Source organism: Candidatus Thiodiazotropha sp. AKAK2 (genome assembly GCF_058244685.1).
Genome location: NZ_JBSYOP010000027.1, coordinates 38,778 through 61,976 on the forward strand (window position 1 = coordinate 38,778; position 23,199 = coordinate 61,976).

The 23,199-nt window shown below is 53.0% G+C and carries 24 protein-coding genes; 6 read left to right on the top strand and 18 right to left on the bottom strand.

Going from position 1 to position 23,199, the window contains the following annotated elements; translation table 11 throughout:
* The first annotated feature begins 115 nt into the window (after nt 1–115).
* Entirely contained in the window at nt 116–691 is a 576-nt protein-coding gene (gene amrA / locus AC4IE8_RS11695; protein WP_490791077.1) for an AmmeMemoRadiSam system protein A, read from the top strand.
* Nucleotides 692–773: 82 nt separating this feature from the next.
* Here amrA and AC4IE8_RS11700 read toward each other — a convergent pair whose 3' ends face one another.
* The gene (locus tag AC4IE8_RS11700; protein ID WP_490791078.1) at nt 774–1,550 is read right to left on the bottom strand and encodes a pentapeptide repeat-containing protein; all 777 of its coding nucleotides are present in this window, start codon (nt 1,548–1,550) and stop codon (nt 774–776) included.
* Between the two features lie 118 nt (nt 1,551–1,668).
* On the opposite strand from AC4IE8_RS11700, the gene fliK reads away from it, so the two are divergent.
* The 3 genes from fliK to AC4IE8_RS11715 are packed head-to-tail and all read left to right on the top strand — an operon-like array spanning nt 1,669 to nt 3,529.
* A complete protein-coding gene (gene fliK, locus AC4IE8_RS11705) occupies nt 1,669–2,919 on the top strand; it encodes a flagellar hook-length control protein FliK (RefSeq protein WP_490791079.1) in 1,251 nt (416 codons plus the stop codon).
* Nucleotides 2,916–3,206: an EscU/YscU/HrcU family type III secretion system export apparatus switch protein gene (locus tag AC4IE8_RS11710; protein ID WP_068993653.1), complete on the top strand. Its 291-nt coding sequence runs from the start codon at nt 2,916–2,918 to the stop codon at nt 3,204–3,206. Before fliK ends, AC4IE8_RS11710 begins: the two co-directional genes overlap by 4 nt.
* A gap of 53 nt (nt 3,207–3,259) precedes the next feature.
* The gene (locus tag AC4IE8_RS11715; protein WP_490791080.1) at nt 3,260–3,529 is read left to right on the top strand and encodes a hypothetical protein; all 270 of its coding nucleotides are present in this window, start codon (nt 3,260–3,262) and stop codon (nt 3,527–3,529) included.
* Nucleotides 3,530–3,633: 104 nt separating this feature from the next.
* Here AC4IE8_RS11715 and AC4IE8_RS11720 read toward each other — a convergent pair whose 3' ends face one another.
* The 10 genes from AC4IE8_RS11720 to AC4IE8_RS11765 all read right to left on the bottom strand — a co-directional run bounded on the left by AC4IE8_RS11720 (nt 3,634) and on the right by AC4IE8_RS11765 (nt 15,083).
* On the bottom strand, nt 3,634–4,893 hold the full coding sequence (locus tag AC4IE8_RS11720) for an EAL and HDOD domain-containing protein (protein ID WP_490791081.1): 1,260 nt from the start codon (nt 4,891–4,893) through the stop codon (nt 3,634–3,636).
* A gap of 384 nt (nt 4,894–5,277) precedes the next feature.
* On the bottom strand, nt 5,278–5,706 hold the full coding sequence (fliJ, locus tag AC4IE8_RS11725) for a flagellar export protein FliJ (protein WP_068993659.1): 429 nt from the start codon (nt 5,704–5,706) through the stop codon (nt 5,278–5,280).
* Nucleotides 5,707–5,723: 17 nt separating this feature from the next.
* The gene (gene fliI / locus AC4IE8_RS11730; protein WP_068993662.1) at nt 5,724–7,127 is read right to left on the bottom strand and encodes a flagellar protein export ATPase FliI; all 1,404 of its coding nucleotides are present in this window, start codon (nt 7,125–7,127) and stop codon (nt 5,724–5,726) included.
* A 5-nt stretch (nt 7,128–7,132) separates the two neighbouring features.
* The gene (locus AC4IE8_RS11735; RefSeq protein WP_068993666.1) at nt 7,133–7,816 is read right to left on the bottom strand and encodes a flagellar assembly protein FliH; all 684 of its coding nucleotides are present in this window, start codon (nt 7,814–7,816) and stop codon (nt 7,133–7,135) included.
* Nucleotides 7,803–8,828, bottom strand: a complete 1,026-nt coding sequence (gene fliG / locus AC4IE8_RS11740; protein ID WP_139117054.1) for a flagellar motor switch protein FliG — start codon at nt 8,826–8,828, stop codon at nt 7,803–7,805. The genes AC4IE8_RS11735 and fliG overlap by 14 nt, the downstream gene beginning before the upstream one ends.
* Nucleotides 8,829–8,847: 19 nt before the next feature.
* Nucleotides 8,848–10,527 carry a flagellar basal-body MS-ring/collar protein FliF gene (fliF, locus tag AC4IE8_RS11745; protein WP_068993673.1) on the bottom strand — a complete coding sequence of 560 codons (1,680 nt, stop codon included), beginning with the start codon at nt 10,525–10,527 and terminating at the stop codon, nt 8,848–8,850.
* Between the two features lie 23 nt (nt 10,528–10,550).
* A complete protein-coding gene (gene fliE, locus AC4IE8_RS11750) occupies nt 10,551–10,871 on the bottom strand; it encodes a flagellar hook-basal body complex protein FliE (RefSeq protein ID WP_490791082.1) in 321 nt (106 codons plus the stop codon).
* 55 nt (nt 10,872–10,926) lie between these two features.
* Entirely contained in the window at nt 10,927–12,267 is a 1,341-nt protein-coding gene (locus AC4IE8_RS11755; protein ID WP_068993676.1) for a sigma-54-dependent transcriptional regulator, read from the bottom strand.
* Entirely contained in the window at nt 12,264–13,496 is a 1,233-nt protein-coding gene (locus AC4IE8_RS11760; protein WP_490791083.1) for a sensor histidine kinase, read from the bottom strand. Before AC4IE8_RS11760 ends, AC4IE8_RS11755 begins: the two co-directional genes overlap by 4 nt.
* A gap of 114 nt (nt 13,497–13,610) precedes the next feature.
* On the bottom strand, nt 13,611–15,083 hold the full coding sequence (locus AC4IE8_RS11765; RefSeq protein WP_068993681.1) for a sigma-54 dependent transcriptional regulator: 1,473 nt from the start codon (nt 15,081–15,083) through the stop codon (nt 13,611–13,613).
* A gap of 283 nt (nt 15,084–15,366) precedes the next feature.
* On the opposite strand from AC4IE8_RS11765, the gene AC4IE8_RS11770 reads away from it, so the two are divergent.
* Both AC4IE8_RS11770 and AC4IE8_RS11775 read left to right on the top strand, forming a co-directional pair.
* Nucleotides 15,367–16,008, top strand: coding sequence for an FHA domain-containing protein (locus AC4IE8_RS11770; RefSeq protein WP_068993686.1), 642 nt, complete (start codon nt 15,367–15,369; stop codon nt 16,006–16,008).
* Between the two features lie 12 nt (nt 16,009–16,020).
* Nucleotides 16,021–16,386: a PilZ domain-containing protein gene (locus tag AC4IE8_RS11775; RefSeq protein WP_068993689.1), complete on the top strand. Its 366-nt coding sequence runs from the start codon at nt 16,021–16,023 to the stop codon at nt 16,384–16,386.
* Nucleotides 16,387–16,425: 39 nt separating this feature from the next.
* Here AC4IE8_RS11775 and radA read toward each other — a convergent pair whose 3' ends face one another.
* From radA to rpsF, 7 genes are all read right to left on the bottom strand, one after another.
* Nucleotides 16,426–17,799, bottom strand: coding sequence for a DNA repair protein RadA (gene radA, locus AC4IE8_RS11780; RefSeq protein WP_490791084.1), 1,374 nt, complete (start codon nt 17,797–17,799; stop codon nt 16,426–16,428).
* The gene (gene alr / locus AC4IE8_RS11785) at nt 17,799–18,896 is read right to left on the bottom strand and encodes an alanine racemase (RefSeq protein ID WP_490791085.1); all 1,098 of its coding nucleotides are present in this window, start codon (nt 18,894–18,896) and stop codon (nt 17,799–17,801) included. The genes radA and alr overlap by 1 nt, the downstream gene beginning before the upstream one ends.
* Nucleotides 18,896–20,302 carry a replicative DNA helicase gene (gene dnaB, locus AC4IE8_RS11790; RefSeq protein WP_068993698.1) on the bottom strand — a complete coding sequence of 469 codons (1,407 nt, stop codon included), beginning with the start codon at nt 20,300–20,302 and terminating at the stop codon, nt 18,896–18,898. The genes alr and dnaB overlap by 1 nt, the downstream gene beginning before the upstream one ends.
* Nucleotides 20,303–20,872: 570 nt before the next feature.
* A complete protein-coding gene (gene rplI / locus AC4IE8_RS11795) occupies nt 20,873–21,322 on the bottom strand; it encodes a 50S ribosomal protein L9 (RefSeq protein ID WP_068993703.1) in 450 nt (149 codons plus the stop codon).
* A gap of 71 nt (nt 21,323–21,393) precedes the next feature.
* Entirely contained in the window at nt 21,394–22,305 is a 912-nt protein-coding gene (locus tag AC4IE8_RS11800) for a DUF2232 domain-containing protein (RefSeq protein ID WP_490791086.1), read from the bottom strand.
* 29 nt (nt 22,306–22,334) lie between these two features.
* Nucleotides 22,335–22,559, bottom strand: a complete 225-nt coding sequence (gene rpsR, locus AC4IE8_RS11805) for a 30S ribosomal protein S18 (RefSeq protein WP_068993710.1) — start codon at nt 22,557–22,559, stop codon at nt 22,335–22,337.
* A gap of 28 nt (nt 22,560–22,587) precedes the next feature.
* Nucleotides 22,588–23,004 carry a 30S ribosomal protein S6 gene (gene rpsF / locus AC4IE8_RS11810; RefSeq protein ID WP_068993714.1) on the bottom strand — a complete coding sequence of 139 codons (417 nt, stop codon included), beginning with the start codon at nt 23,002–23,004 and terminating at the stop codon, nt 22,588–22,590.
* Nucleotides 23,005–23,199: the final 195 nt, after the last annotated feature.

Consider the following 23,199-nt stretch of genomic DNA (forward strand, 5'->3'; position numbering starts at 1 on the left):
CTGACTGATTGCATTTTCATCTCTTCAGTTCATCTCAAGTAAATGGCAAATCGGGGCCTGTTGGCTTAAAGTACCAACACTCTGCCCAATCCACAGCAACGGAGTTAGGGCCTGTATGACCTCCGAATTCACCACCCTTTCCGATCAGGATCGCGCCCGATTACTGGATATTGCAAACCGCTCAATCGACTACGGCCTCAAAAATCACACATCGCTGGAAGTGAAGCCGGAGGACTACCCAGAAACACTGCGAGCCGTCCGCGCCAGTTTTGTCACCCTGAAACTGGCTGATCAGCTACGTGGTTGCATCGGTCACCTGGAAGCCATCCAGCCGGTGGTATGCGATGTGGCTGGAAATGCCTACGCAGCGGCTTTTCGTGACCCTCGATTTCCGCCATTAACCCCCTCGGAAAGAGAGCAGGTGGCGATTCATCTCTCCCTTCTAACCCCTTCGGTTGCCATTGAATTCAGCTCCGAAGCCGATCTGTTGGCCAAGATCAGACCCGGCATAGATGGATTGATTCTGATCGAAGGGATACGGCGAGGTACCTTTCTGCCATCGGTCTGGGAGTCGTTGCCCAATCCACGGGATTTTGTTGACCAGCTCAAACTGAAGGCCGGTCTACCCAGTAACTACTGGTCAGACAGCCTGGAAGTGATGCGATACGAAAGCGAATCCTTTGCAGAATAATTCGAGTCGATTTGTTCTCACTGATCAACCCATTGGCAAGATCAGGTTAGAGCCTTAACCTGGTTGTCCAAGTTATCCCCACCTATCGGCAAGTTCCCAATGACTGTTCAGCACATTGCCTGCCATCGGTCCAGATTGCATCATCGAGTCGGGATCCCGACAACAGCACCCCTTGCATACGCGCACCGGTAAAGTCTGCAAAGCGTAGATCACCCTCTCTGAGGTCAGCATCGCGAAGATCGGCCCCCTGTAGATTGGCGCCAACCAGCAGTGCATTGGTCAATTGCGCATAACGCAGATCTGCCTTCCTCAAATCGGCATAACTGAGATCAGCAGCCGAAAGGTTGGTGGCACTGAACTTTCCCTGACGCAATACAGCGCTGTTCAAATTAGCGCCGGCCAAACTCGATGAACCGACGTCGATACCCAACAGCAGACAGTTACGCCAATTGACACCAGGCGCCGGCGGTTGATCACATTGGGGGGTATCAATCTTCTCTGGCATACCGATCAAGAGTGAGAGCAGCAACACCCCAAGCAGAATCACCACAGTGACCACCAGCGGTACGACTGGAATCCTTCCCACTCGCGCCCTTTCCTTGGAGCGCTGCTTGGCTCTGGCCTCAACCTTGGCCATGGCCGCTTTATCTCCCGATTCAGCACGCATCTGCAGGGGAACAACCTCAGCAACCCTACCGATCTCCAGCCACTCCTGCTGATCCAGGCTGATCTGATCCGTCAGATTTAATAATCCCTCGAGCAACTGCTGTCTGATACGAGCCTCGCTGACCGGTCCTGAGATCAAGCCATCATGGCGGGTAAACCAGGCCTTTGGGGATTCGCTGTTTTGTTCGTTCATAGTAAACCGCTGACTGGAAATTTGACCGGGCTCTGTCTTAGGACCTTCAAGCATCTCCTGAATGCGGAACGAAGCCTGAATTCCTGAAAGTGAACTATTTGGTCACCGGACTGATAAGTTGAGTATACTTCTGATTATCCATCCACTGGAAGTTTCCATGCCCTTTTCGATCGCCAAAATTTTACCGCCACTGCCGACCACAACCAGTGCCAGATCACTGCTTGAGGCAATTCAGCCCGGGCAGTTGTTAAAAGGTACAGCACTGTCCGAAAACCTCAATGGGGCCATGAAATTACAAATTGGCGTAACCCAGTTGACTGCCCAGACAACCTTGAGTGTCACTCCTGGCCAATCCCTGTTACTTCAAGTGGAAAAGGCCGGTAAGTTACCTGAATTGCGAGTCCTCACTCAACCCACCCAGAAGGAGCTGACTGCCTGGGCATTGAAAAGTAATCTACCGCGACAACAGCCCCTGCCTCAACTGTTCAAAGCACTTACCCAGCTGGCCTCGGAACCACAGACAAAACCGCTACCGGAACCGGTCAGACAGGCGATCAGCCAGGTTTTGACAAGCGCCCTTTCGATTGACAAGCCAACATTTAAAACTGAGCTGAATCAGGCATTGCAACTGAGTGGTAACCAGACTGAATCCCTACTGATTCGACAATTACCGGCAAATCAGGATCTGAAGCTCAATCTGCTCAGATTGATCAGCATTATCAAACCCTATCTTGCTCAATCATTTGAGTCCGCAGGTCTAAAGCTCCCCGTGACTGGCGCACCCGCAACCAGCCAAAACAATCCATCGTCATCTGCCCCAGCCGTGACTTTACCCAATCAAATCCTGCTATCCAATCCGCAGGCGGCATTGCCAGCCCAGACCCTGGAAGCCAGCCCCACACTGAAGTTGTTGCTCGATCTGTTCAAACATCTCGATGGCGCCATCGCCAGGATTCAAACCAACCAGCTCAGTTCATTGCCACCGACAGACGAATCAGCCAGACAGATCTGGCAGTTCGAGTTGCCGATACGGCATGAAAACGGTTTCGACCTGTTTCACCTGAAAATTGCCAGGGATGGACATCGGGGTGCTGCCGCCCAACCCGGATGGCAGTTAACCCTGCACATGAACATACAACCACTTGGTCCCATGCGTATCAAACTGCATCTGGTTGGTGAAAGCCTCTCGACCACCATCTGGTCGGAATACCCGAGTACATCAAAGCTGGTAAGCAACCATCTGGACAGGCTGCGCATCGGTTTTGAAACCGCTGGTCTGGAAGTGAAGAAGCTGGAATCCTTTCAAGGTGCTGCGCATAACGAAGAGCAGATACCTGGCGAACATTCATTACTCAACGAGCAGGCATGAATAAAAAAGACCTAGATAGCTCGGATCTTGCCGTCGCACTCAAGTACGATGGGGAAAATACCCCAAGGCTGACGGCGAAAGGCCGCGGTGAACTGGCGGAAAAGATCCTGGCTCTGGCGGAAGAGCACAATATTCCTTTGCATGAAGATGTGGAGCTTGCCGCCCTACTCTCTCAGATACCGCTTGGAGATGAGATACCCCAGGCTCTCTATCGGGCCGTTGCAGAGGTGATTGCCTTCGCCTATCTGCTCTCCGGAAAACGTCCGCCTGGGTTTGAGGACCAATAACTCTCCTAGGGCCTGTTAACATTAATCACCACACTGCAATCACGGAGCGAATCATGCCGAACAAAAGAAAGATATTGATCTATAGCCTTTTGCTAGGTTGTTTTTCAATTGCCATGAGTCTGCAGGCTGAAGAGAAGGCTACTGAGCAAACACCAACTGCACAGAACAAAACCTATACCGCGGGTAGCGGCAGCAGACCGAAGCTCAGTCGAAAATGCGCTATCTACTCAGGTATCTGTCCAATGAGCAAACGCAGTGAGGTCGGTGCCTACTGCATATGCAATACACCATCAGGGCCGATACACGGTGTTGTGATTCCATAGTGCCTGGATAAACAACTGATTGAACAGAATAAGGCGTCAGGTATGGATCGGTGGTTTACCCTGACATGTGAATCAACCGCCATTTCTTGCGGATGGTTACAATCTCATCTCTCCTGAATCTCCTCAGCGGAGAACACCCCTCTGATCTCCTCAACCCGTTCAAGCGCATGGACATACATCGTATTCAGCTGTTCTACCGGAAGCAGCTTTGTCGATTCACTCATCCAGTGACATCTTTCGAGATCGATAGCACATTGAAGACCATTACCGAATGGGCCGGAGTGTCGACCAAGGGCTTCGATCATATGGTCCGCCAGAGGGATCTCTTTGAGCAGCTGTTCCATCGGTTGATTCAACATCGCGTCGAGGGTGGATAGCAAGCCTACGGTATAGCCGCTATCGGGATGGCCAGTGTTGAACTCATCGGCCAGCGCTCTGCACATCTCTGCCCTGACCAGACTGGTGGTGATCAATTCGGGAGAAGCCTCCTCAATACTGGCCATCACAAACAGCGTCGACCAGGCCCTTAGACGATTCAGGCCGATAAAAACAACCGCCTCCTGGATCGATGATATCTTGCGCGTCAATCCCTGAGCGGCAGAGTTTATGACCCGTAGCAGCTTAAAACTCAAATTGGGATCGAGCTCAATCAGTTTGGCCACTTCCTCAATGTCCGCATTGGGATCGTTGATCTGAGCGATGGTTTTGAGCAATATAGTCCTGTTACCTGGGTTTCGGGTGGTACTGAGTGTTTGGGGTTTGGCAAAGAAATAGCCCTGAAACAGGGTAAAACCGAGACGTTTTGCGGTTTCAAACTGCTCGCGGGTTTCCACTTTTTCAGCAAGCAGTGTGATACCTCGCCTCAGCAGATCATTGATTGGCTCAACATAATTCTCGAGATCAAGCCCCAGAATCTCGACCTTGATCAATGAACAATAAGGCAGCAAGGGTATCCAGCGTTCCTCGAAACGATAGTCATCCAATGCAATCGCATAGCCGGCTTCATGGAGTTTTCGAATACCGTCAACAACTGCCTGTGTCAGCTCAAAGTCCTCCAGAACCTCGATCACAATCTGATGTGGGTCAACAGGCAATGAAGTAAACTCTGTAAAAAACCGCTGAGTCATGTTGATGAATACACGATGTTTGCCAACCAGGCGATGCAGGCCAAACTCCAGAAAACTGTTCAGCACAGTACGGGCAGTCGCCATATCACCATCAAAACCCTGCTGTGAGTCAGAGATTGACCGATAGAGCAACTCATACCCATAGACATTCAGGTTTTTGTCGAGAATAGGCTGGCGACCCACCTGAACGACTTCCGGGGGCAGATGCAATTCAGCGTCTGGCATCGTTTCACTCATGCTGTTTATCATACATAAGTTAGAGTTATCAGTCCTTGATTTCAATAAAGTTAACTGTACGACTACCATGGTCGTTGAGCGGGAAAATGTAAATCCATTCGGTTCTACAAACCTTGAAATGGAGCAACATTAAGTAAGGAAAAAACCTGGCCGTTGCCACTGAACAACGAGCACAACCAAGCGGTACATTTTCTGCAAGATACCAAAGTGTCTGTACTGATTGGATTTGTGATAGCAGATTTAAGCTGTGTAATCTATTCAGACTGCAGTGTTCAACTGCCTATGTAAGATATAAAACTGAGGTTTATGCAAGACGTCAAGCATCTACCGAATCTAGTGGGCCACTAGGGTTGGCTCGAAGAAAAGACCTTTATAAGAGCCGTGTCAGCGATTTCTTTGATTATGGTCGTCGTTCTCTTTCTGCTCTCTGCGATCTGCACTTTTCTGTTCTTCTTCACGATAACGATCGAGCACTTTATTCAGTGCCTGAGTACGACTGTGTTTCTGTTTCCAATTGGTTTTCTGGCTATTGTGATTGACCATACTGGCGGCAACGACCTGTTGCTGCTGATTGATCGCCTCATCCAACTTCGCAAGAAAGGTTCGGTATTCCTGCAGTTGTGTGGATGTCATGCCTTCCCGCGCCATCAGCTCAAAGCGCTCCAGATACTCTTGATGGTATTGCTTCAGTTGTTTTAGCTTCGCCTCCTCCTGCTCAAGATTCTTACGCGCCTTTCCCATAGTGCGCGCTGCATTCTGCTCCTTGGAGTGTGCGAATCTCTGTACTGGCTTGAGTCGTTTCGAAGGCGACATAATCGATTCTCAGTTTGTTATTCCACAGGATTCGGCAAATTCAAACCTGCCGGCATCTCTGCTTCAGGCTCCGGCTCAGCTGGAAACAGGGTTTCAAGGTCCTCAAGACTCTGTGCCAGAGTCACGGGTGTGTGCATGTCCTGGCGTAAAAACTCATTCAGTGCCGGCATCGCTGATATCGCAATATCGATCTGTTCATCACTGCCAGCCTCATAGGCGCCAACACTGATCAAATCTCTGTTCTGCTGATATAGAGAGTATAGATGCTTAAACGAGCGCGCGGCATCCTGATGGCTATAGCTGGTGATATCGTTCATCGCTCGACTGATCGAAGCCTCGATATCGATTGCCGGATAGTGACCAGCATCCGCCAATTGTCGGGAGAGTACAATATGTCCATCCAGAATTGCCCGGGCCGCATCGGCAATCGGATCGTTTTGATCATCCCCTTCAGTGAGGACCGTATAGAATGCAGTAATTGAGCCCCCACCCTTATCGCCATTACCGGCCCGCTCCACCAATTGTGGCATTTTGGCAAAAACCGAGGGAGGGTAACCCTTGGTTGCCGGCGGTTCATGGATGGCCAGAGCAATCTCACGCTGTGCCTGGGCAAAGCGGGTCAGTGAGTCCATCAGCAGCAAAACATGTTTACCCTGTTCTCTGAAGCTCTCGGCAATACTGGTGGCGAGCATAGCGCCATGCATTCTTCGCAGCGGAGGGTTGTCGGCCGGTACGGCAACCACGACGGCACGTTTCAATCCCTCTTTTCCCAGGATATTTTCGACAAACTCCTTCACCTCACGACCACGTTCACCGATCAACCCCACCACAGTGACATCCGCATTGGTGTAGCGGGTCATCATCCCCAGCAACACACTCTTACCAACACCGGAGCCGGCAAAAAGACCCAGTCGCTGGCCCCGCCCGACACTCAGCAGTGAGTTGATCGCACGCACACCGACATCCAATGGCTCCCTGATCGGGGTTCTGGCCAAGGGGTTGAAACTGGTTCCGGTCAGGGGACGACGTTCGTCGTTGTGGATAGGTCCGAGGTTGTCCAGCGGTTTTCCGGCGCCATCAATGACCCGTCCAAGCAGGTGTTCACCAACCACAGCTTCGCAGACACGCCCGGTCGGAATGACTCTCGCCCCCTGCTCCAGGCCATGAATATCTCCTGTGGGCATCAGGTAGAGACTGTCTTCACCAAATCCAACTACCTCGGACTCAATATGCGTACCGTTGCTGCTGACCACATCACATTGGCCACCGATCACGGCGCGACATCCAATCGCCTCAAGGGTCAGACCGACCATTCGCGTCAATCGACCTTCAACCACCAGACCCCGGTCATCTCCGAGTCGATCCTGATAGCGGCGTAACCGTTCCGCCCAAATCTGATGTCTCTCCGCACCCAGTTGCATAATGACTACTCCTCTTCCATCTGCTCGTCGATGGCACGGGCACCGGCCAACAGTGGCGCAATCAGACTGGCGAGCCTGGATTCCAATGATGCATCGACCTGGGAGGTATCGGTCACCACTTTACAGCCACCCCGATTGATCACCGGATCCTCAATCAGATGCCAACCCACTTCGGAATCACCCAGCGCGTAGACCTCACGTATCAGTTCAGCATCCTCCGGATGCAGCAGCAGTCGTACATTGCGTGAAGAGACCGGTAATACGGAAAGCGCTTCCCTGACCACACCGACAATCAGATTTGGGTCACTTTTGACCTCCCGGCGGACAAGCTGCTTAACAATTGCAATAACCAGCGCCAGCAGCTCTTTCTCAATCTGATTGTCCAGATTTCTCAATGGCCGTTCGAAGGTTTGCAGCAGGCGATCAAATTGAGAGGTATACTGTTTCAGCTCCAGCTGGGCCTGGTTCAGACCCTCTTTATGGCCATACTCAAATCCCTCCTGCTTACCCTTTTCGAAGCCCTCTTCATAGGCCTGGCGCTGTATCGCCTCAAGCTCTTTTGCAGTAGGTGGCGCACTGGGGGGATTGATGGTGCCTCGATTTGTCCGTTTCTTGCCATCTCCCATTTCCGGCGGCAACCACTGCCTGATATCTGCAGTGCCACCGTCACCGGACTTAGACGAACTCATCGCCACCGCCTCCGAGCATGATCTCACCGGCATCCGCCAGGCGGCGTGCTACCTGTAGTATCTCTTTCTGCGAGGCCTCCACATCACTCAACTTGGCAGGAGCGGCTGCTTCCAGGTCATCCTTGAGCATTTCAGCTGCACGTTTCGACATATTCTTGAAGATCTTCTCTTTCAGTGCTTCATCGGCACCACGCAGCGCCAGCAGCAGCTGCTCGGTACTGACTTCACGCAGCAGTGCCTGAATACCCCGGTCATCCACATCGATGAGGTTTTCAAACACAAACATATTATCCTGCAGCTCCTGACCAAGATCCGAATCCACTTCAATGATCTCTTCCATCAGTTTGCTCTCAACCGCGCCATCCAGCATGTTGAGAATTTCGGCTGCAGTTTTGACTCCACCCAGGTTGGATGATTTGACGTTGGAGGCGCCGGAAAACTGCTTTTCAAGGATCTCATCAAGCTCCTGCAAAGCAACCGGTTGAATGCCATCCAGAGTGGCTATGCGCATGATCACATCAGTACGTACGCGATCAGCGAACTGACTGACCACCTGAGCAGCCTGATCCGGCTCCAGAAAAGAGAGTACGATGGCGATGATTTGTGGATGCTCTAGGCGAATCAACTCGGCAATTCCGCGGGGATCCATCCACTTCAGTTGTTCGAGACCTTTACTGTTGCGACCCAGAAGGATGCGGTCGATGACACCGCCGGCCTTATCCTCTCCCAAGGCATTGGTGAGCATGTTGCGAATATATTCATCAGAGCCCAGTCCTAAGGCAGTCTGTTTTTCCAGTGTGGATACAAATTGATGCATCACCGCTTCCATTTGGTCCGTGCTCACCCCTGTCAGAGAGGCCATTGCAAGCCCCACATCCTGAACCTCTTTGGGTCCCATATGACGGAGGATTTCAGCCGCATCTTTCTCACCCAGTGCCAGCAACAGAATTGCAGACCGTTCAAGTCCACTCGTTTTATTGACATCCGAGGCATTACCATCAGATGCCGTCATTGCTTGTTTAGCCGTTTGATTATTTGTTGCCATCTTCAGCAATCCACTTTTTAACTACCTGAGCCACTCGCTTAGGATCGTCTTGAATCATATTACGTGCAGCATCCAGTGTTTTCTCATAACTTCTCGGCCCTGGCAGCTGCAGGGAATCATCATCTTCGGACAGCATACCCATTTCACCACCGCCAGCACCACCAGGCATCTGCGCCATACCTCCCTCACCTGCAACGGCCCCTGCGGTCGCCATCGATTCACTCATCTGTGTCGTCACCACCTGCTTGGTCAGTCGGGTCATGGTGGGCTTCAGCACCCCGAAAACCAACAGCAGGAACAGCAATGCGCCGCCAACCTGACGAATCAGATCCCAAAACCAGCTCTGTTCCCACATCGGCACTTCAGGCAGTGGTTCCATGGGCTGAGGGACATAGAATGCCTCACTGATCACCTGTACTCTGTCACCACGCTGGATCTCGAATCCGACCGCCTCTTTGACCAGGTTGGAAATGCGGGTAATCTCTTCCGCTGTCCGTTCAACCGGCACCGCCACACCATCCTCACCGGCCTGATAACGATCATTCACCACAACAGCAACTGAGAGTTTGCGCAGCCGACTGCTAGGCAAACGGGTGTGGCTGATGGTCTTGTCCAGCTCGAAATTGCGGGTGGCCCGTTTGCTGGTATTGACTGGAGTACCACCGGCTTCACCCTCTCCACCAGCCACCTGAGGCGCATTCGCAGCGGCCGGAGGCTGATTGGTCAGGGCACCTGGAACACCTTGCACATCGCTCAACACAGATTGCTGCTCATTGATCTGCTCTGATCGCAGTGCGTTCACATCCGGATTATAGTATTCCTGGGTCTGTTCAACATAGGTGAAATCCACATCAGCGGTAACTTCTGCTCGCAGATTTTCCCGTCCGACCACAGGCTCAAGGATATCTTCAATCCGCTGCTTGTAGTGGCCTTCAAGCTCGCGAGTGTATTCAAATTGCCGGGAAGTCAGTTGCATTTCACGGCTGTCTTTCTTGGTGCTCAGCAGACGTCCTTTCTGATCGACCACCGTGACATTTGATACATCCAGTTCAGGCACGCTCGAGGCGACCAGATGGGTGATCGCTTCCACATGCCCCTTTTCCAGGCTTCGTCCGGGATAGAGTTTCACCACCACCGAAGCACTTGGGAATTTTCTTTTACGGATAAACACTGACTGTTTCGGTGTTGCCAGATGTACCCGAGCGCTATCCACATTGGCCATGGTCATGATCGAACGGGCCAGTTCCCCTTCGATGGCACGCTGATAACGGGCCGTCTCCACCAGTTTGCTGGTTGAGAATCCGGTATCCTCCTGCATCAGTTCGAAACCGGTCGATCCGGAACGCGGCAAACCCTGGCCGGCAAGTTTCATCCGCGCCTCTTGCAGGCTTGAACTGGGTACCATCACGATGCCGTTGGCCTGATCGATTTCATAATCGATACCGGCCTGCTGCAGAGCCTGTGAGATCTCCATGGCATCCTTGTTGGGAAGGTTACCGAACAGTGGCGCATAGCTTGGCTTCTGGGTCCACAGCACAACGGCTACCCCCAATGCGACACTGGCTGCTATACCCACCATCACGGCGATCTGCCTGACGATGGGGTTATCCTGTATACGTGCCACTTCGACTTCGTTTGCTGCTTGTTCGGGAGTTACAGTTGCCATTTTTCGCCTTCTTATTCAATCAGTTAAATTGGCATGCTCATGACATCTTTATAGGCCTCAACCAGCTTGTTGCGGACCTGCACCATGGCTTCGAAAGAGAGGCTCGATTTTTGTGCCGCGATCATCACCTGAGCCAGATCCATCTCACCTTCGCCGCTCTCAAAGCTGGTGCGAAGTGCACTGGCTTCCTGTTGGATCGAGTTAACCCGGTCGATCGATTGCTTCAGCAGATCGGAAAAATCGGCCCCTGAGCTTTTCGGTGACTCCTGTGCATTGTCAGCAGCTTGAGCAGACATCACCCGCATTTGAGCCAATACTTGATCGATGTTCATGCTGTTGTTCATTCGTAAAGCTCCATTATCTTCATAACTACTTAGGTCTATGCACTATCCGCACCAGTTAGCCCGGTATGGCCACACCCGCATCCCGCATACGGGCAATCTTGTAACGTAATGTCCGTTCACTGATACCGAGACGACTGGCGACATGTTTTCTGCTGGTCCCACCTTCACCCAGGGCGTCCAGAATCATCTGCTCCTCCACTGAACGGAGATCGTCAGGAAGTTTTCCGGCATTGCCGGTTTGTCGCTCCATCTCGGGCTTGGTATCAATGGTCGTCGACTCAAAGCAGAGGTCATCAACACCGATCTCACCACTGCCGTTGAGAATCAATGCACGCTGCATCAGATTGTCCAGCTCCCGGACATTGCCGGGCCAGGGGTGTGTCATGAGTTGCTGCTCAGCAGTTTCACTGAACTGAGGCAGCTTCTGGCCGGGACGCAGACTCTTCTGCAACAAATGGTTCGCCAATGGCAGGATATCCCGCTGCCGCACACGCAGCGGTGGCAAAGTCAGCGGGAAGACATTGAGTCGATAGTAGAGGTCTTCACGAAATCTACCGGCCGAGACCTCCTCCCGAAGCTTGCGATTGGTGGTCGCCAGAACCCGCACATCCAGTTCAATCATTTTACGACCACCCAGCCTCTCCAGCTCCTTCTCCTGCAGTACCCGTAACAATTTGGCCTGCAGAGCCAGACTCATCTCGGAGATCTCATCCAGCAGCAGGGTACCGCCCTGGGCCTGCTCAAATTTGCCGGCTGTGGCCTGATAGGCACCGGTGAAGGCCCCTTTTTCATAACCGAACAGCACCGCTTCGAGCATGTTTTCAGGAATCGCGGCACAATTGATCGCAATGAAAGGTCCGCTGTTTCGTGGGGAATGCTGATGGATATAACGGGCGAATACTTCCTTACCCGTACCACTCTCGCCATTCAGCAATACCGTAGCCTCGCTTTGCGCCACCCGATGGGCCAATTCAAGTACTTCACGACTACGCACATCTTCAGCAACCGGTCCGGCATCCACCGATTCCACCAGTGGTAGAATATTGCCTGCCACTTTGCTGACCAGGACTTCCGCCTCAAAAGGTTTGACCAGATAGTCGACGGCACCGTCATGCATTGCCATAACCGCTTTTTCAATACTGCCATAGGCGGTCATCAGCAGAACCGGCAGGTCGGGATAGCCTTTTCTGAGCTCTCGCAACAGGGTATGGCCGTCCATGGGTTGCATCTGCACATCACTGACAACCATGCCAACAGGCGCCTGCTTTAACAGCTCAAGGGCCGATCTGCCATCTTCAGCGGTGACCACCGAATAATCGGCCAGTTCTAGGGTATCGCTCAGCGCTTCCCGCAGTGCAGGATCGTCTTCTACTATCAGCACCGTCGTTTGACTCATGACAGGCTCCTTATGTGTGCAACGCCAAGCGTTTGTTTTTCTTTGTCGAATCCCACCGGAGAAAGCTGCTCGATTGCCGGTGAGGCAAGTGGGAAATGGATTTGAAAGAGTGCCCCGCCGAGGCTTGAGTGACTTGCCAGAATCTCACCACCATGGTTAAGCACCAGATTCTGCACCACTGCCAAACCTAAGCCAGTACCGCCACTTCTGGTGGTGAAAAATGGATCAAAAATTCGTGGCAACAGCTCATCGGAAATGCCATTACCGTCATCGGCCAGATGAATCTCTATCTCGTCTTCAACCTGCAGCACGATCTGCACAACCTTCGCTCCTTGCTGAATTGCGTTCTCAAGGAGATTGCTCAACATACCCAGTAAGGCATCTTCCCGCCCCAACATGACCGCCCGTCCCTGACTCTGATCATCGATCACCAATGAGACGCTACTCTGTTGCAGATCATGCTCGACAGTGGAGTAAAAACGCATTAGCAGCTCACTGAGCAGAATGCGCGATTCGCCTGCATCTTCACCCCGGGCAAACATCAGGATGTCGTGAATTTGACGCTCCATATGCTGCAATCGGTCTCTCAACTTTGAGGTAAATTGCTGACGTTTGGCCAGATTCAGATCCTCACTGGCAAGATGGGAAGCATAGAGTAAGGCGCTGCTCAGCGGGGTGCGCATCTGATGGGCCAGTTGAGCAGACATTTCGCCCATCGCGGTCAACCGCTCACGACGGTTGAGTCGTTCCTGCAACTTGCGGGTTTCGGTGACATCAACCAGCACCAGGATATGGCCAGGTGCCTGTTCCAGGCGACTGGATGAAAGCGTTAGCAAATGACCGCTGAGCAGTTTCAGCTCGTTGCCTTTGATCACACCGCCCAATGCTTTCTGACGAACAACCTCAGGCCATGGAGCCATGGCCTCTAGACCGCCCAGCAGACGTTGTGCGGCCGGGTTGAACTCACGAATCCGCTCTTCACCATCGAGTACGATCACCGCCGCTGGCAGGGTCTCCAGCAACCTTTCCAAACGATCGGCCAAACGTTCTTTCTCGGCCAGCTGCACCATCCGCTCGCTACGTGCCGCCGCCAGCTCCTGACTCAGTTCCAGAACCTGGGATTGCAACTGCTGGTAGGAGCCGGTCAACTCTTCGGAGAGTTGATTGAACATAGTGAAGGCCGCCTCAAGGGCGTGTTGTCGATCGGCAAGTGATGGTTTTGGTGACACGTCGATAGCCTCTGTAGTCAGTCTTTATTCATCACTGACTAATGAAGCAAAATGTGTGCCTATACTATTTTTTATTTATTATCAGTAGGTTATAAATTCTAAACTGAAGAGACGTCAAATTCCCGTCGACTCTGTTTGACGCTGAAGGCCATATTTCCGTAACTTCTCCACCAGTGTGGTACGGCGCATATGCAAACGTTTGGCGGCATGGGCTACGATACCGTCCGACTCATCCAGGGCCTGCTGAATGAGACTCTGCTCCAGGGAGTTGAGGTGGGCCTTGAGGTCGATGCCGTCATTCGGCAGTCGTGGCGCATTCTGGGTCGTGCCAGGCTCATCCCCGTCCAGACTGACCTGTGGCAGCTTGGTGGTGTCGATCAATTCAGCCGCCGGTTTAAACTTCTCCGGTAGCTCCCCCATATCCACAACTCCATAGGGATAGAGAATCGCCAACCTTTCGATCAGATTCGCCAGCTCCCTGACATTTCCCGGCCAGCGGTAGTGGCTCAAAGCCGCAATTGCTGCAGGGGTCAGCCTCACGGAACCCCGCTTCTCATTCTCAATCCGGTGGATCAGGTCATTCACCAGCACCGGGATATCTTCAACCCGATCCCTGAGCGGCGGCATCTCAATCGGGAAAACGTTGAGACGATAGAAGAGGTCTTCACGAAAATCACCGTTTTTGATTGCCGATTCGAGGTTACGGTGGGTAGCCGCAATGATCCGCACATTACAGGGGATGGTTTTGTTGCTGCCGACACGCTCAAAGGAACGCTCCTGCAAGACTCTCAGCAGTTTGACCTGCATCGGCATGCTCATGTCACCGATCTCATCGAGGAACAGGGTGCCACCCTCGGCCATCTCAAAACGGCCCTGACGGGCACTGATCGCCCCGGTAAACGCCCCTTTCTCGTGACCAAACAGCTCACTTTCCAGCAGATCACCCGGAATCGCACCACAATTCACCGGCACAAACGGTTTGCCGCGGCGAACCGAGTGAAAATGGAGTTTACGGGCAACCACCTCTTTACCGGTACCCGACTCCCCAAGAATCAGAACGGTTGCCTCGGAATCGGCAACCTGTTCGATCATCTTATTGACCTGGCGCGTCGCACGACTGCTACCGGAGAGACTGCGGAACAGCTCCACAGGTCTTGAACTGCCTGCTTCAGGATTCTTCAGCTCCTGAAATACCTGCGCCTTGTGAGCCAGGGCCATGAGATCGTCATAAAGGGTGGGTAGTTTGAAGCTGCCAATGACATTTTCGAGACCCTCGAATAGCTGAGGTGCGCCCTCTTGCTCATCGTAAATCTGAAACACGGGCAGGTTAGGATAGCTCTCGGCAAGATCCTTGGCCATGGCCAGTTGCTTATCACGCCCCTCTCCGGCGCCGACCATCACGGCCACACAGTTATACCGACTCTGCTCACTGAGTTCGATCTGAGAGGTGTCATCAACCACAACCACATCCCCTTCAACAAAGCTCAGGATGTGTTGTAGATAATTTTGACGCTGATCGTCTTGATCGAAAAGATAAATACAGAGATTAGGAAACACTGAACCGTCTTTGTCAGAACTCTGCCCCATTCATCAGGCCCTAATTGCAGTGAGAATTTTGTAGCAATGGTGCGAAGTTAAGCAGCATTTTTGCAAAATGTCAAAATTACGACGAACCAAGATTTTAATTAAACAAGTTCCATTAACATATTGTTATTAAATAAGGTTAGCAGAAATATAGGCTGATATTGAAATCCCCTCTTCGCAGTAGTTTAATTCCCAGAATGGGAATTAGAAAGTGAGTTTATTAGTGATTTATCAATGAAACTGGATATATACTTACATTTGTACAGGTTGTATCTAAAATAGCTCCATGCCAAAACTAACCCTCTCCTTCAAAGGTCGAGTTATCGACGTTTTTCACCTTGAAACCGATTCGACCAAGATCGGTCGTGATCCGGACTGCGCCATCGCCATCGATAGCCTGGCCATCGCGCCAGTACAAGCCACCATTACCGAATCCGGGGATGTCTATCGCCTGGAAGCTCAGGATGAGGCGTTTCCGGTGCTGGTCAACCATGCAAAGACAGAAGAGATCAATCTCCATCATGGTGATGTCATACAGATCGGCAAGCACACCCTCACCTTTGCTGAAGATGTGATGGAACTGGGTGCGGATCTTACGCTCTCCCCTGCCGCAGCGGACGAGCAACCCCAGGCTGAGACAGAAGATGAAAGTGAGGAGAATGAAGAGGCTTCCTCCAGTGTATTGCAGATTGTCAATGGCGACAATTTCGGCCGCATAATCTCGCTACACCGCCACATGACCCGAATCGGGCATACCGGTGGGGATTGCGCCATGATCGCCCGTCGTGAAGAGGGTTACTACATCTCCTTTCTCGAAGGGATCAATCCACCCACAGTGAACAAACAGCCCCTTGCAGATCAGGGTCAGCTGCTGAATGATGGGGATTTGATCGAAGTGGGCGGCACACAGATGCAGTTTCACGCCTAACCAGAGTCATCTATGAGTGATCACGACAACAAAGAGCGCAGACGCTTTCACCGCATCATTTTCGACGCTCGGGCCACCCTTGAAACCAGCAGTGGCAGCTATGAAACGGAACTGATCGATATCTCCTTGAAAGGCGCCCTGGCTAAGATACCGACAGCCTGGTCACCCGAGGTGGGAGAGAGTGTCACCCTGAAAGTGCTGTTGGACGATGGGGGCACCATTTCGATGCTGGCCTCCTGCGCCCATGTCGAAAAGGATCAGCTCGGCCTGCTCTGTGAAGAGATCGATATGATCAGCATCTCTCTGCTGCGCCGTCTGGTTGAACTGAATCTCGGTGACGACATCATCCTGCACAGAGATTTGGAAGCCCTTGGTTAGTGGGCCACGCGGCAAATAAGATAACGCCCTGCCGCTGATTCAAGTGATCTGCAAAACCTCAGCCAGGGTCTCAACCGGAACCACTTCCAGACCTTCAATCGGCTGTTTCGGGGCGTTGGCTTTAGGCACCACGGCCCGTATGAAACCGTGTTTCGCCGCCTCACGCAACCGTTCCGCTCCGTTCGGGACCGGCCTGATCTCCCCGGTCAATCCCAATTCACCGAATACCACCAACCCCTGATCGAGTGGTCGGTTGCGGAAACTGGAGAGGGCCGCCATCAACACAGCCAGGTCCGATGCGGTCTCCGTGATCCGCACTCCACCGACCACATTGACATAGACATCCTGATCGAACATGCCGATACCACCATGCCGGTGGAGCACCGCCAGCAACATGGAGAGCCGGTTCTGCTCCAGACCCAAGGTGATACGTCGCGGATTGGCCAGGGGACTCTCATCCACCAAGGCTTGAACCTCGACCAACAGCGGGCGGGTTCCCTCACGGGTTACCAGAATCACACTGCCCGGCACCTGCTCCGCCTGGCGCGACAGAAATATGGCGGAGGGATTGCTGACCGCCTTCAAACCCTTGTCGGTCATGGCAAACATGCCCAGCTCATTGACCGCACCGAAACGATTCTTGATGGTACGGATCAGACGAAACTGACTCCCCGCTTCCCCTTCGAAATAGAGCACCGTATCCACCATATGCTCCAGCACCCTGGGTCCGGCCAGGCTGCCCTCCTTCGTCACATGGCCAACCAGAAACAGTGCGGTACCGGTTCGTTTGGCGTAGTGCACCAGTTGCGCCGTTGCCTCCCGCACCTGGGAGACGGAACCCGGTGCAGACTGCAGCAGCTCGGTATACATGGTCTGAATTGAATCCAGCACCATCACCTGCGGCTTCTCCTGCTCGGCGACAGCGATGATCCTCTCAACACAGGTTTCGGGTAACAGCTTCAACTTGTCGACCGCCAGATCGAGTCGCTTGGCGCGTAGCGATATCTGCCGTGGAGACTCTTCGCCCGACACATAGAGAGAGCGCATATTCACGGACAATCTGGCCAGGGTCTGGATCAACAGAGTTGACTTGCCGATGCCGGGATCACCGCCAATCAGCACCACCGAACCTTCGACCAACCCCCCACCCAGAACCCGATCGAGTTCCGCACTATCGGTGGTGGTGCGGGCCTCATGCTCTGTCTCTACCTCAGTCAGCGGCATCACCTGCTGACCACCGGTTCCTGCATAACCGGCAAAGCGTCCCTTTGCGGATGTGGCCGGGGCCAGGCTCTCCTCCAGCACATTCCAGGAGTGGCACTCGGAACATTGACCGGACCATTTGGCAAAACTGGCGCCACAGGCACTGCAGGTATATTGGGTTTTCGCCGCTTTTTTACCGCCCTGCGCCATTACCCCTCCAGCTGTTGACGATTGAGATCGTGAAATCGAACCCGTCGCTTGACACCGCAGAGCAGTTCATAGGCGATGGTACCCGCCTGCCGGGCGATCTCCTCCACCGGCAATTCCCCTCCCCACAATACTGCTTCATCGCCAACCTGTATTCCGTTCAGCGCCCTGGCATCGACACACAGCATGTCCATCGAAACCCGTCCTACCAGCGGAAGTCGAACCCCATTGACCAGCACCGGCGTGCCGTTCGGCGCGTGACGGGGATAACCGTCCCCATAGCCAATCGCAACCACGGCCACCGGCATGGCTTCGGGGCAGACATAACTCCCCCCATAGCCGATTGCATCTCCCGCCTGACAGGATTTGACCGCCATCACCCGACTGCTCAGGGTCATCACCGGCTGCAATCCCAACTGTGCTGCGGTTGTATTGATGAAAGGGGAAGCACCATACAACATGATACCGGGCCGCACCCAGTCAAGATGGGTTGCGGGATTTGCCAACAGCCCGGCTGAGTTTGCCAGTGAGCGTGCCGTATAAGGGGATGGATCGATTTGCATCAGCTGCTCACACTGAGTAGCCGTCATCGGATCGTCAGGATCATCCCCATTGGCCAGATGGCTCAACAGATTGATATCACCAACAACCGGCAGAGTCTTGAGTTGCGCCAGGCTATCGTTGAGCTCAGCCGGAGTAAACCCCAGTCTGTGCATGCCGCTATCGAGCTTTAACCAGACGGATAGCCGCTGGCCTGTCGAGGAGAGGGACTCTAAAACATCCAACTGATCTCGATGATGCACAACCACCTGCAGGTCTGCATATATGGCCTGTTCGAAATCAGATCGGCTGATGCAGGCTGAGAGCACCAACAGGGGTTTGACCACACCCTGTTGTCTGAGCGCCATTGCTTCATCAAGCCGCGCAACAGCAAACCCATCTGCCTCATCCAACGCCTCGGCAACCCGGAACAGACCATGGCCATAACCGTCCGCTTTGATGACCGCCCAGGTTTTACTCGTGTCAGTGGCTTGTCGGGCAAGTCTCAGATTGTGCCTCAGGGCAGCATGATCGATTAATGCCTGTGGGGCAAACTCCATCAATACCCCTCGTCGCCGTAGACATCTTCCGTATAGTTTTCAAATTTGGTGTATTTTCCTAGGAAGGTCAGACGTGTGGTTCCAATCGGACCATTACGCTGTTTACCGATGATAATCTCTGCAATGCCTTTATCCGGGCTGTCTTCGTTATAGACTTCATCCCGATAGATGAAGACGATCAGATCCGCATCCTGCTCAATCGCACCGGACTCACGCAGGTCAGACATGATCGGCCGTTTGTTGGTTCTCTGCTCAAGGCTGCGATTGAGCTGAGACAGAGCGATCACCGGCACATCCAACTCCTTTGCCAACGCCTTCAAGGAGCGGGAGATGGCGGAGATCTCATTGGTCCGGTTCTCCCCTTCACCAGGTGCCTGCATCAACTGCAGATAGTCGATCACAATCAGTCCGAGATCATCGTGTTCCCGTTTCAGGCGACGGGCTCTGGCACGCACCTCGGTCGGCGACATGGCCGGAGTATCGTCGATATAGAGCTTGGTCTCTGCCAGCATACTCACGGCGGAAGAGAGCCTCGGCCACTCCTCATCCTCCAGTTTACCGGTACGCACCCGCAACTGATCGATACGCCCCAGGGATGACATCATACGCATCGCCAGAGCGTCGCCCGGCATCTCCATACTGTAGACAGCCACCGCTTTGCCCGCCTGAATGGCGACATTCTCGGCAATATTCATGGCAAAGGTGGTCTTACCCATCGAGGGACGGCCGGCAACAATAATCAGGTCCGCATGCTGCAGACCGGAGGTCATCTGATCAAAATCGGAAAACCCGGTACTGATACCGGTGATCGGCTCATCCTGCTGGAACAGGGTTTCAATCCGGTCAACCGCCTTGGTCAGCAGGGATTTGATTGGTGTGAATCCACCCTTACCCTTACTGGTCTGTTCAGCGATCTCAAAAACCTTGCGTTCAGCGACATCAAGCAGCTCTTCAGCCTTACGACCCAGGGGGTGAAAAGCACTATCGGAGATATCGGTACCAACCGAAATCAGCTGGCGCATTACCGAATACTCACGCACGATCCCGGCATAGGATTTTATGTTTGCGGCACTGGGCGTCTCTTCCGCAAGGCGTACCAGATAGGGTAAGCCACCGGCATCCCCAAGCTCCTCTTTACGCTCCAGATGCTCTGCCAGGGTCACCACATCAAAAGGCTGGTTATCCTCAGCCTGTGCGGCGATGGCGCTAAAGATCAAACGATGCTCTTTGCGGTAGAAATCCCCATCGACCACCAGATCCGCCACCTTGTCCCAACTGGCATTATCCAGCAGCAATCCCCCAAGAACCGACTGCTCGGCCTGGCTTGAATGGGGCGGTACCTTGATCGCCCGCTGTTCGACTTCCGGATAGACAGCAAGCTCTTCTGGATAGGCAGATTCAGACATCGGAATACGTTAGTTTTTGGGTTGAACCTAGAATCCGCAGTTGGACAGGGTGAAGTGTGCGCTTGTGGGGGTGCAGGGCAAGGAGTTGCAACGCCGCCATGCGCCGCCACAAGCGTGCAATTCGCCCTGTAGCCTGACCCACCCAGCGAGGGACACCCTCTATCGAAACTTTTTTCATCTCATTCAACAAAATAGCAACAGAATGGAGCGGTCAACTGCGGAATCTAAGTTTATCAAATTGGCCGCAAGGACAGACAAGGATACGGTATTGGAGGAGTCGAGGAAAGAGAACCCGTCCCTTGCTTCGGCTGGAGCACGCATCAAAACGGCCCGATGGGGGAATGAAAAGCCGCGGATCAATCACCGTGCTGAGAGGCGTATTGAAGGTAGTGTGGCAAATGGTTGAAACAACTGCAAAAACTGCCAGCTGCATACCATTGAGCCATAGCGAAAGCGAAGCTGTCGTGCCGCTGGCTGAAACAGCCGGCATCACATATCCTCAAACGGCGCCTGAAAGGCGCCGTCGAGAACTGTGGCTAGCGGGAAACGATCGACAGCCGAGGCTGGCGATCAAGCCTCTGGAACGATGGTCAGTTTGATGGTGACGTCCACATCCGCATGCAGATGCAGGTCGACTTCATACTCACCGGCAATCCGGAAGGGGCCATTCGGAAGCATGACCTCTTTCTTCTCCACCGACTCGCCAGCAGCGCTTGCCGCCTTGGCGATATCCGAGGTGCCGACCGAACCGAACAGACGTCCTTCATCACCCGCCTTACAGGTGATGGAGAGTTCCATACCGTCCAGCTTGGCTTTGCGGGCCTCGGCAGCCTGCAATTTCTCCTGAGCCTCTTTTTCAAGCTCAGCACGGCGCTGCTCGAAAACCTTCAGATTCGCTTCGGTAGCCGGAATGGCTTTACCGCTGGGAATCAGAAAGTTACGGCCGAAACCGCTCTTAACATTTACCTTTTCACCCAGATCACCCAGGTTATCCACTTTTTGCAATAGAATAATTTCCATTGTAATCACCCTTATTAGGTCAAATCTTTAGTTGCGTCCAAACCACCTTCGGCGGCTTGTCGCGCGACTTCTTACCCGCTGCTTTGCGATTTAAAGCGGGCTCGAAAATCGATCCAAATATCCAGCAGACCGATACTGATCATCACCAGCACCATCTGTGGTAAAAAAACAATCAGCATCAGGTAGGTCACTACCAACCAGAGCTGGGCGGATTTGATCAGTTTCACCAGACCATGAATCACCGCCATGCCCTGAAGAAACAACAACCCCAGAACCACTGCTCCCAAACAACCCAATATGGCCGGATAGCTCTGTTCCGGAAGCAGTCCCAGCAACAGTGCCGCAGCACCTGCAACGCCCACAAACCGGTGCAGTCGCATCTGCTGATACTCTTCGGCAAACCCGCCCGGGTTGTAGAGTATCGACTGCCACCAACGAGCCACATAGAGGCTGAGTAACATCTGCAGCAGAAAACCGACCGAGACCAGCCCACACATCATTCTGGAAAGCTGGTCTAAAACCTCAATGCTTTGAGCCTGATCAAACAGACCAGCCTCAATGAAGCGCTGACTCATGGGCTCCAGATACTCTCGCCAGAAAGTGGCCGGATCCCCCATACTGATGTATTGCACCAGTATCGCCAGTAGGCCGAAAATCAATCCGGCCTGGGTTGTCAAAGCCAAAGAGCGGGTATTGCGAAGCAGCAGTCCGAGCAACACCACTGGTATCCATAACACCAGCAGAAAGCCCAGCGCCGCCAGCGGGTTACCAAAAATCAGTGTCATCAGGACAGCGCAGGCGAATGTTGCAAGGAGTAATACCTTGGCTGTTGCCAGACCACCCAGTCTCAGGGTAACCAGAGCAACACTGGCACTGCTGAACACACCGATAAATGGAATGATGATCGACAGCACGGCCAGTACCGTTGCCACCATGGCTGATCGCGCTGGCCCACGCATCACGAAGGATGCCACTGCTTTCATTCCGCTACCCCGGCAGGTATGAACTCCCCTTAGTGCTGATCAGTGTATGGCAGCAGCGCGATATAGCGAGCGCGCTTGATCGCGCTCGCCAGCTGACGCTGATACTTTGCTTTCGTACCGGTAATACGGCTGGGTACGATCTTGCCACTCTCACTGACATAGGCCTTGAGGAGATTCAGATCTTTGTAATCGATCTCGCTGATGCCTTCCGCTGTGAAGCGGCAATATTTCTTACGTCGAAAAAAACGTGCCATCTATTTGTCCTCTCTCTGTTCCTGCTGCTCAGTCGTCACTTGATTCAGTCGCTTCTTCAACTGAATCTTCGTTTTCGTTCTGTGCATCATCATCATTGCCACGGCTCGCTGGGCGTTCGTCAGCTTCCTGGGATTTGGCCAAGTGCGAGAGCTCGGTAATCGCCTCTTCCCGACGAATCACCATATTGCGAATGACGGCATCGTTGAAACGGAAGGCGCTTTCCAACTCGTCCAGCGCTTCCTGATCGCACTCAATGTTCATCAGAACATAGTGTGCTTTGTGGATCTTGTTGATCGGATAGGCCAGTTGACGGCGTCCCCAATCCTCAAGCCGGTGGATGGAACCACCCTTGGTTTCGATACCCGAGCGGTAACGCTCGATCATAGCGGGTACTTGTTCACTCTGGTCCGGATGAACCAGGAACACAACTTCATAGTGCCTCATTGTATCTCCTTACGGTTTAGGCAGCCTTCTGCATGTGCAGTAAGGCAAGGAGCGATACCCGATCGGCAGTCGATTCACCCCCCGGAGAGGGTTTGCCTTTGGCAATCGGGTATCAGAAAGCGGCGGATTCTACCGTTTTGCCTGGAAAACCGCAAGATTTACCACCGTAATCTTGGACGGGTAAATGGCCACCAT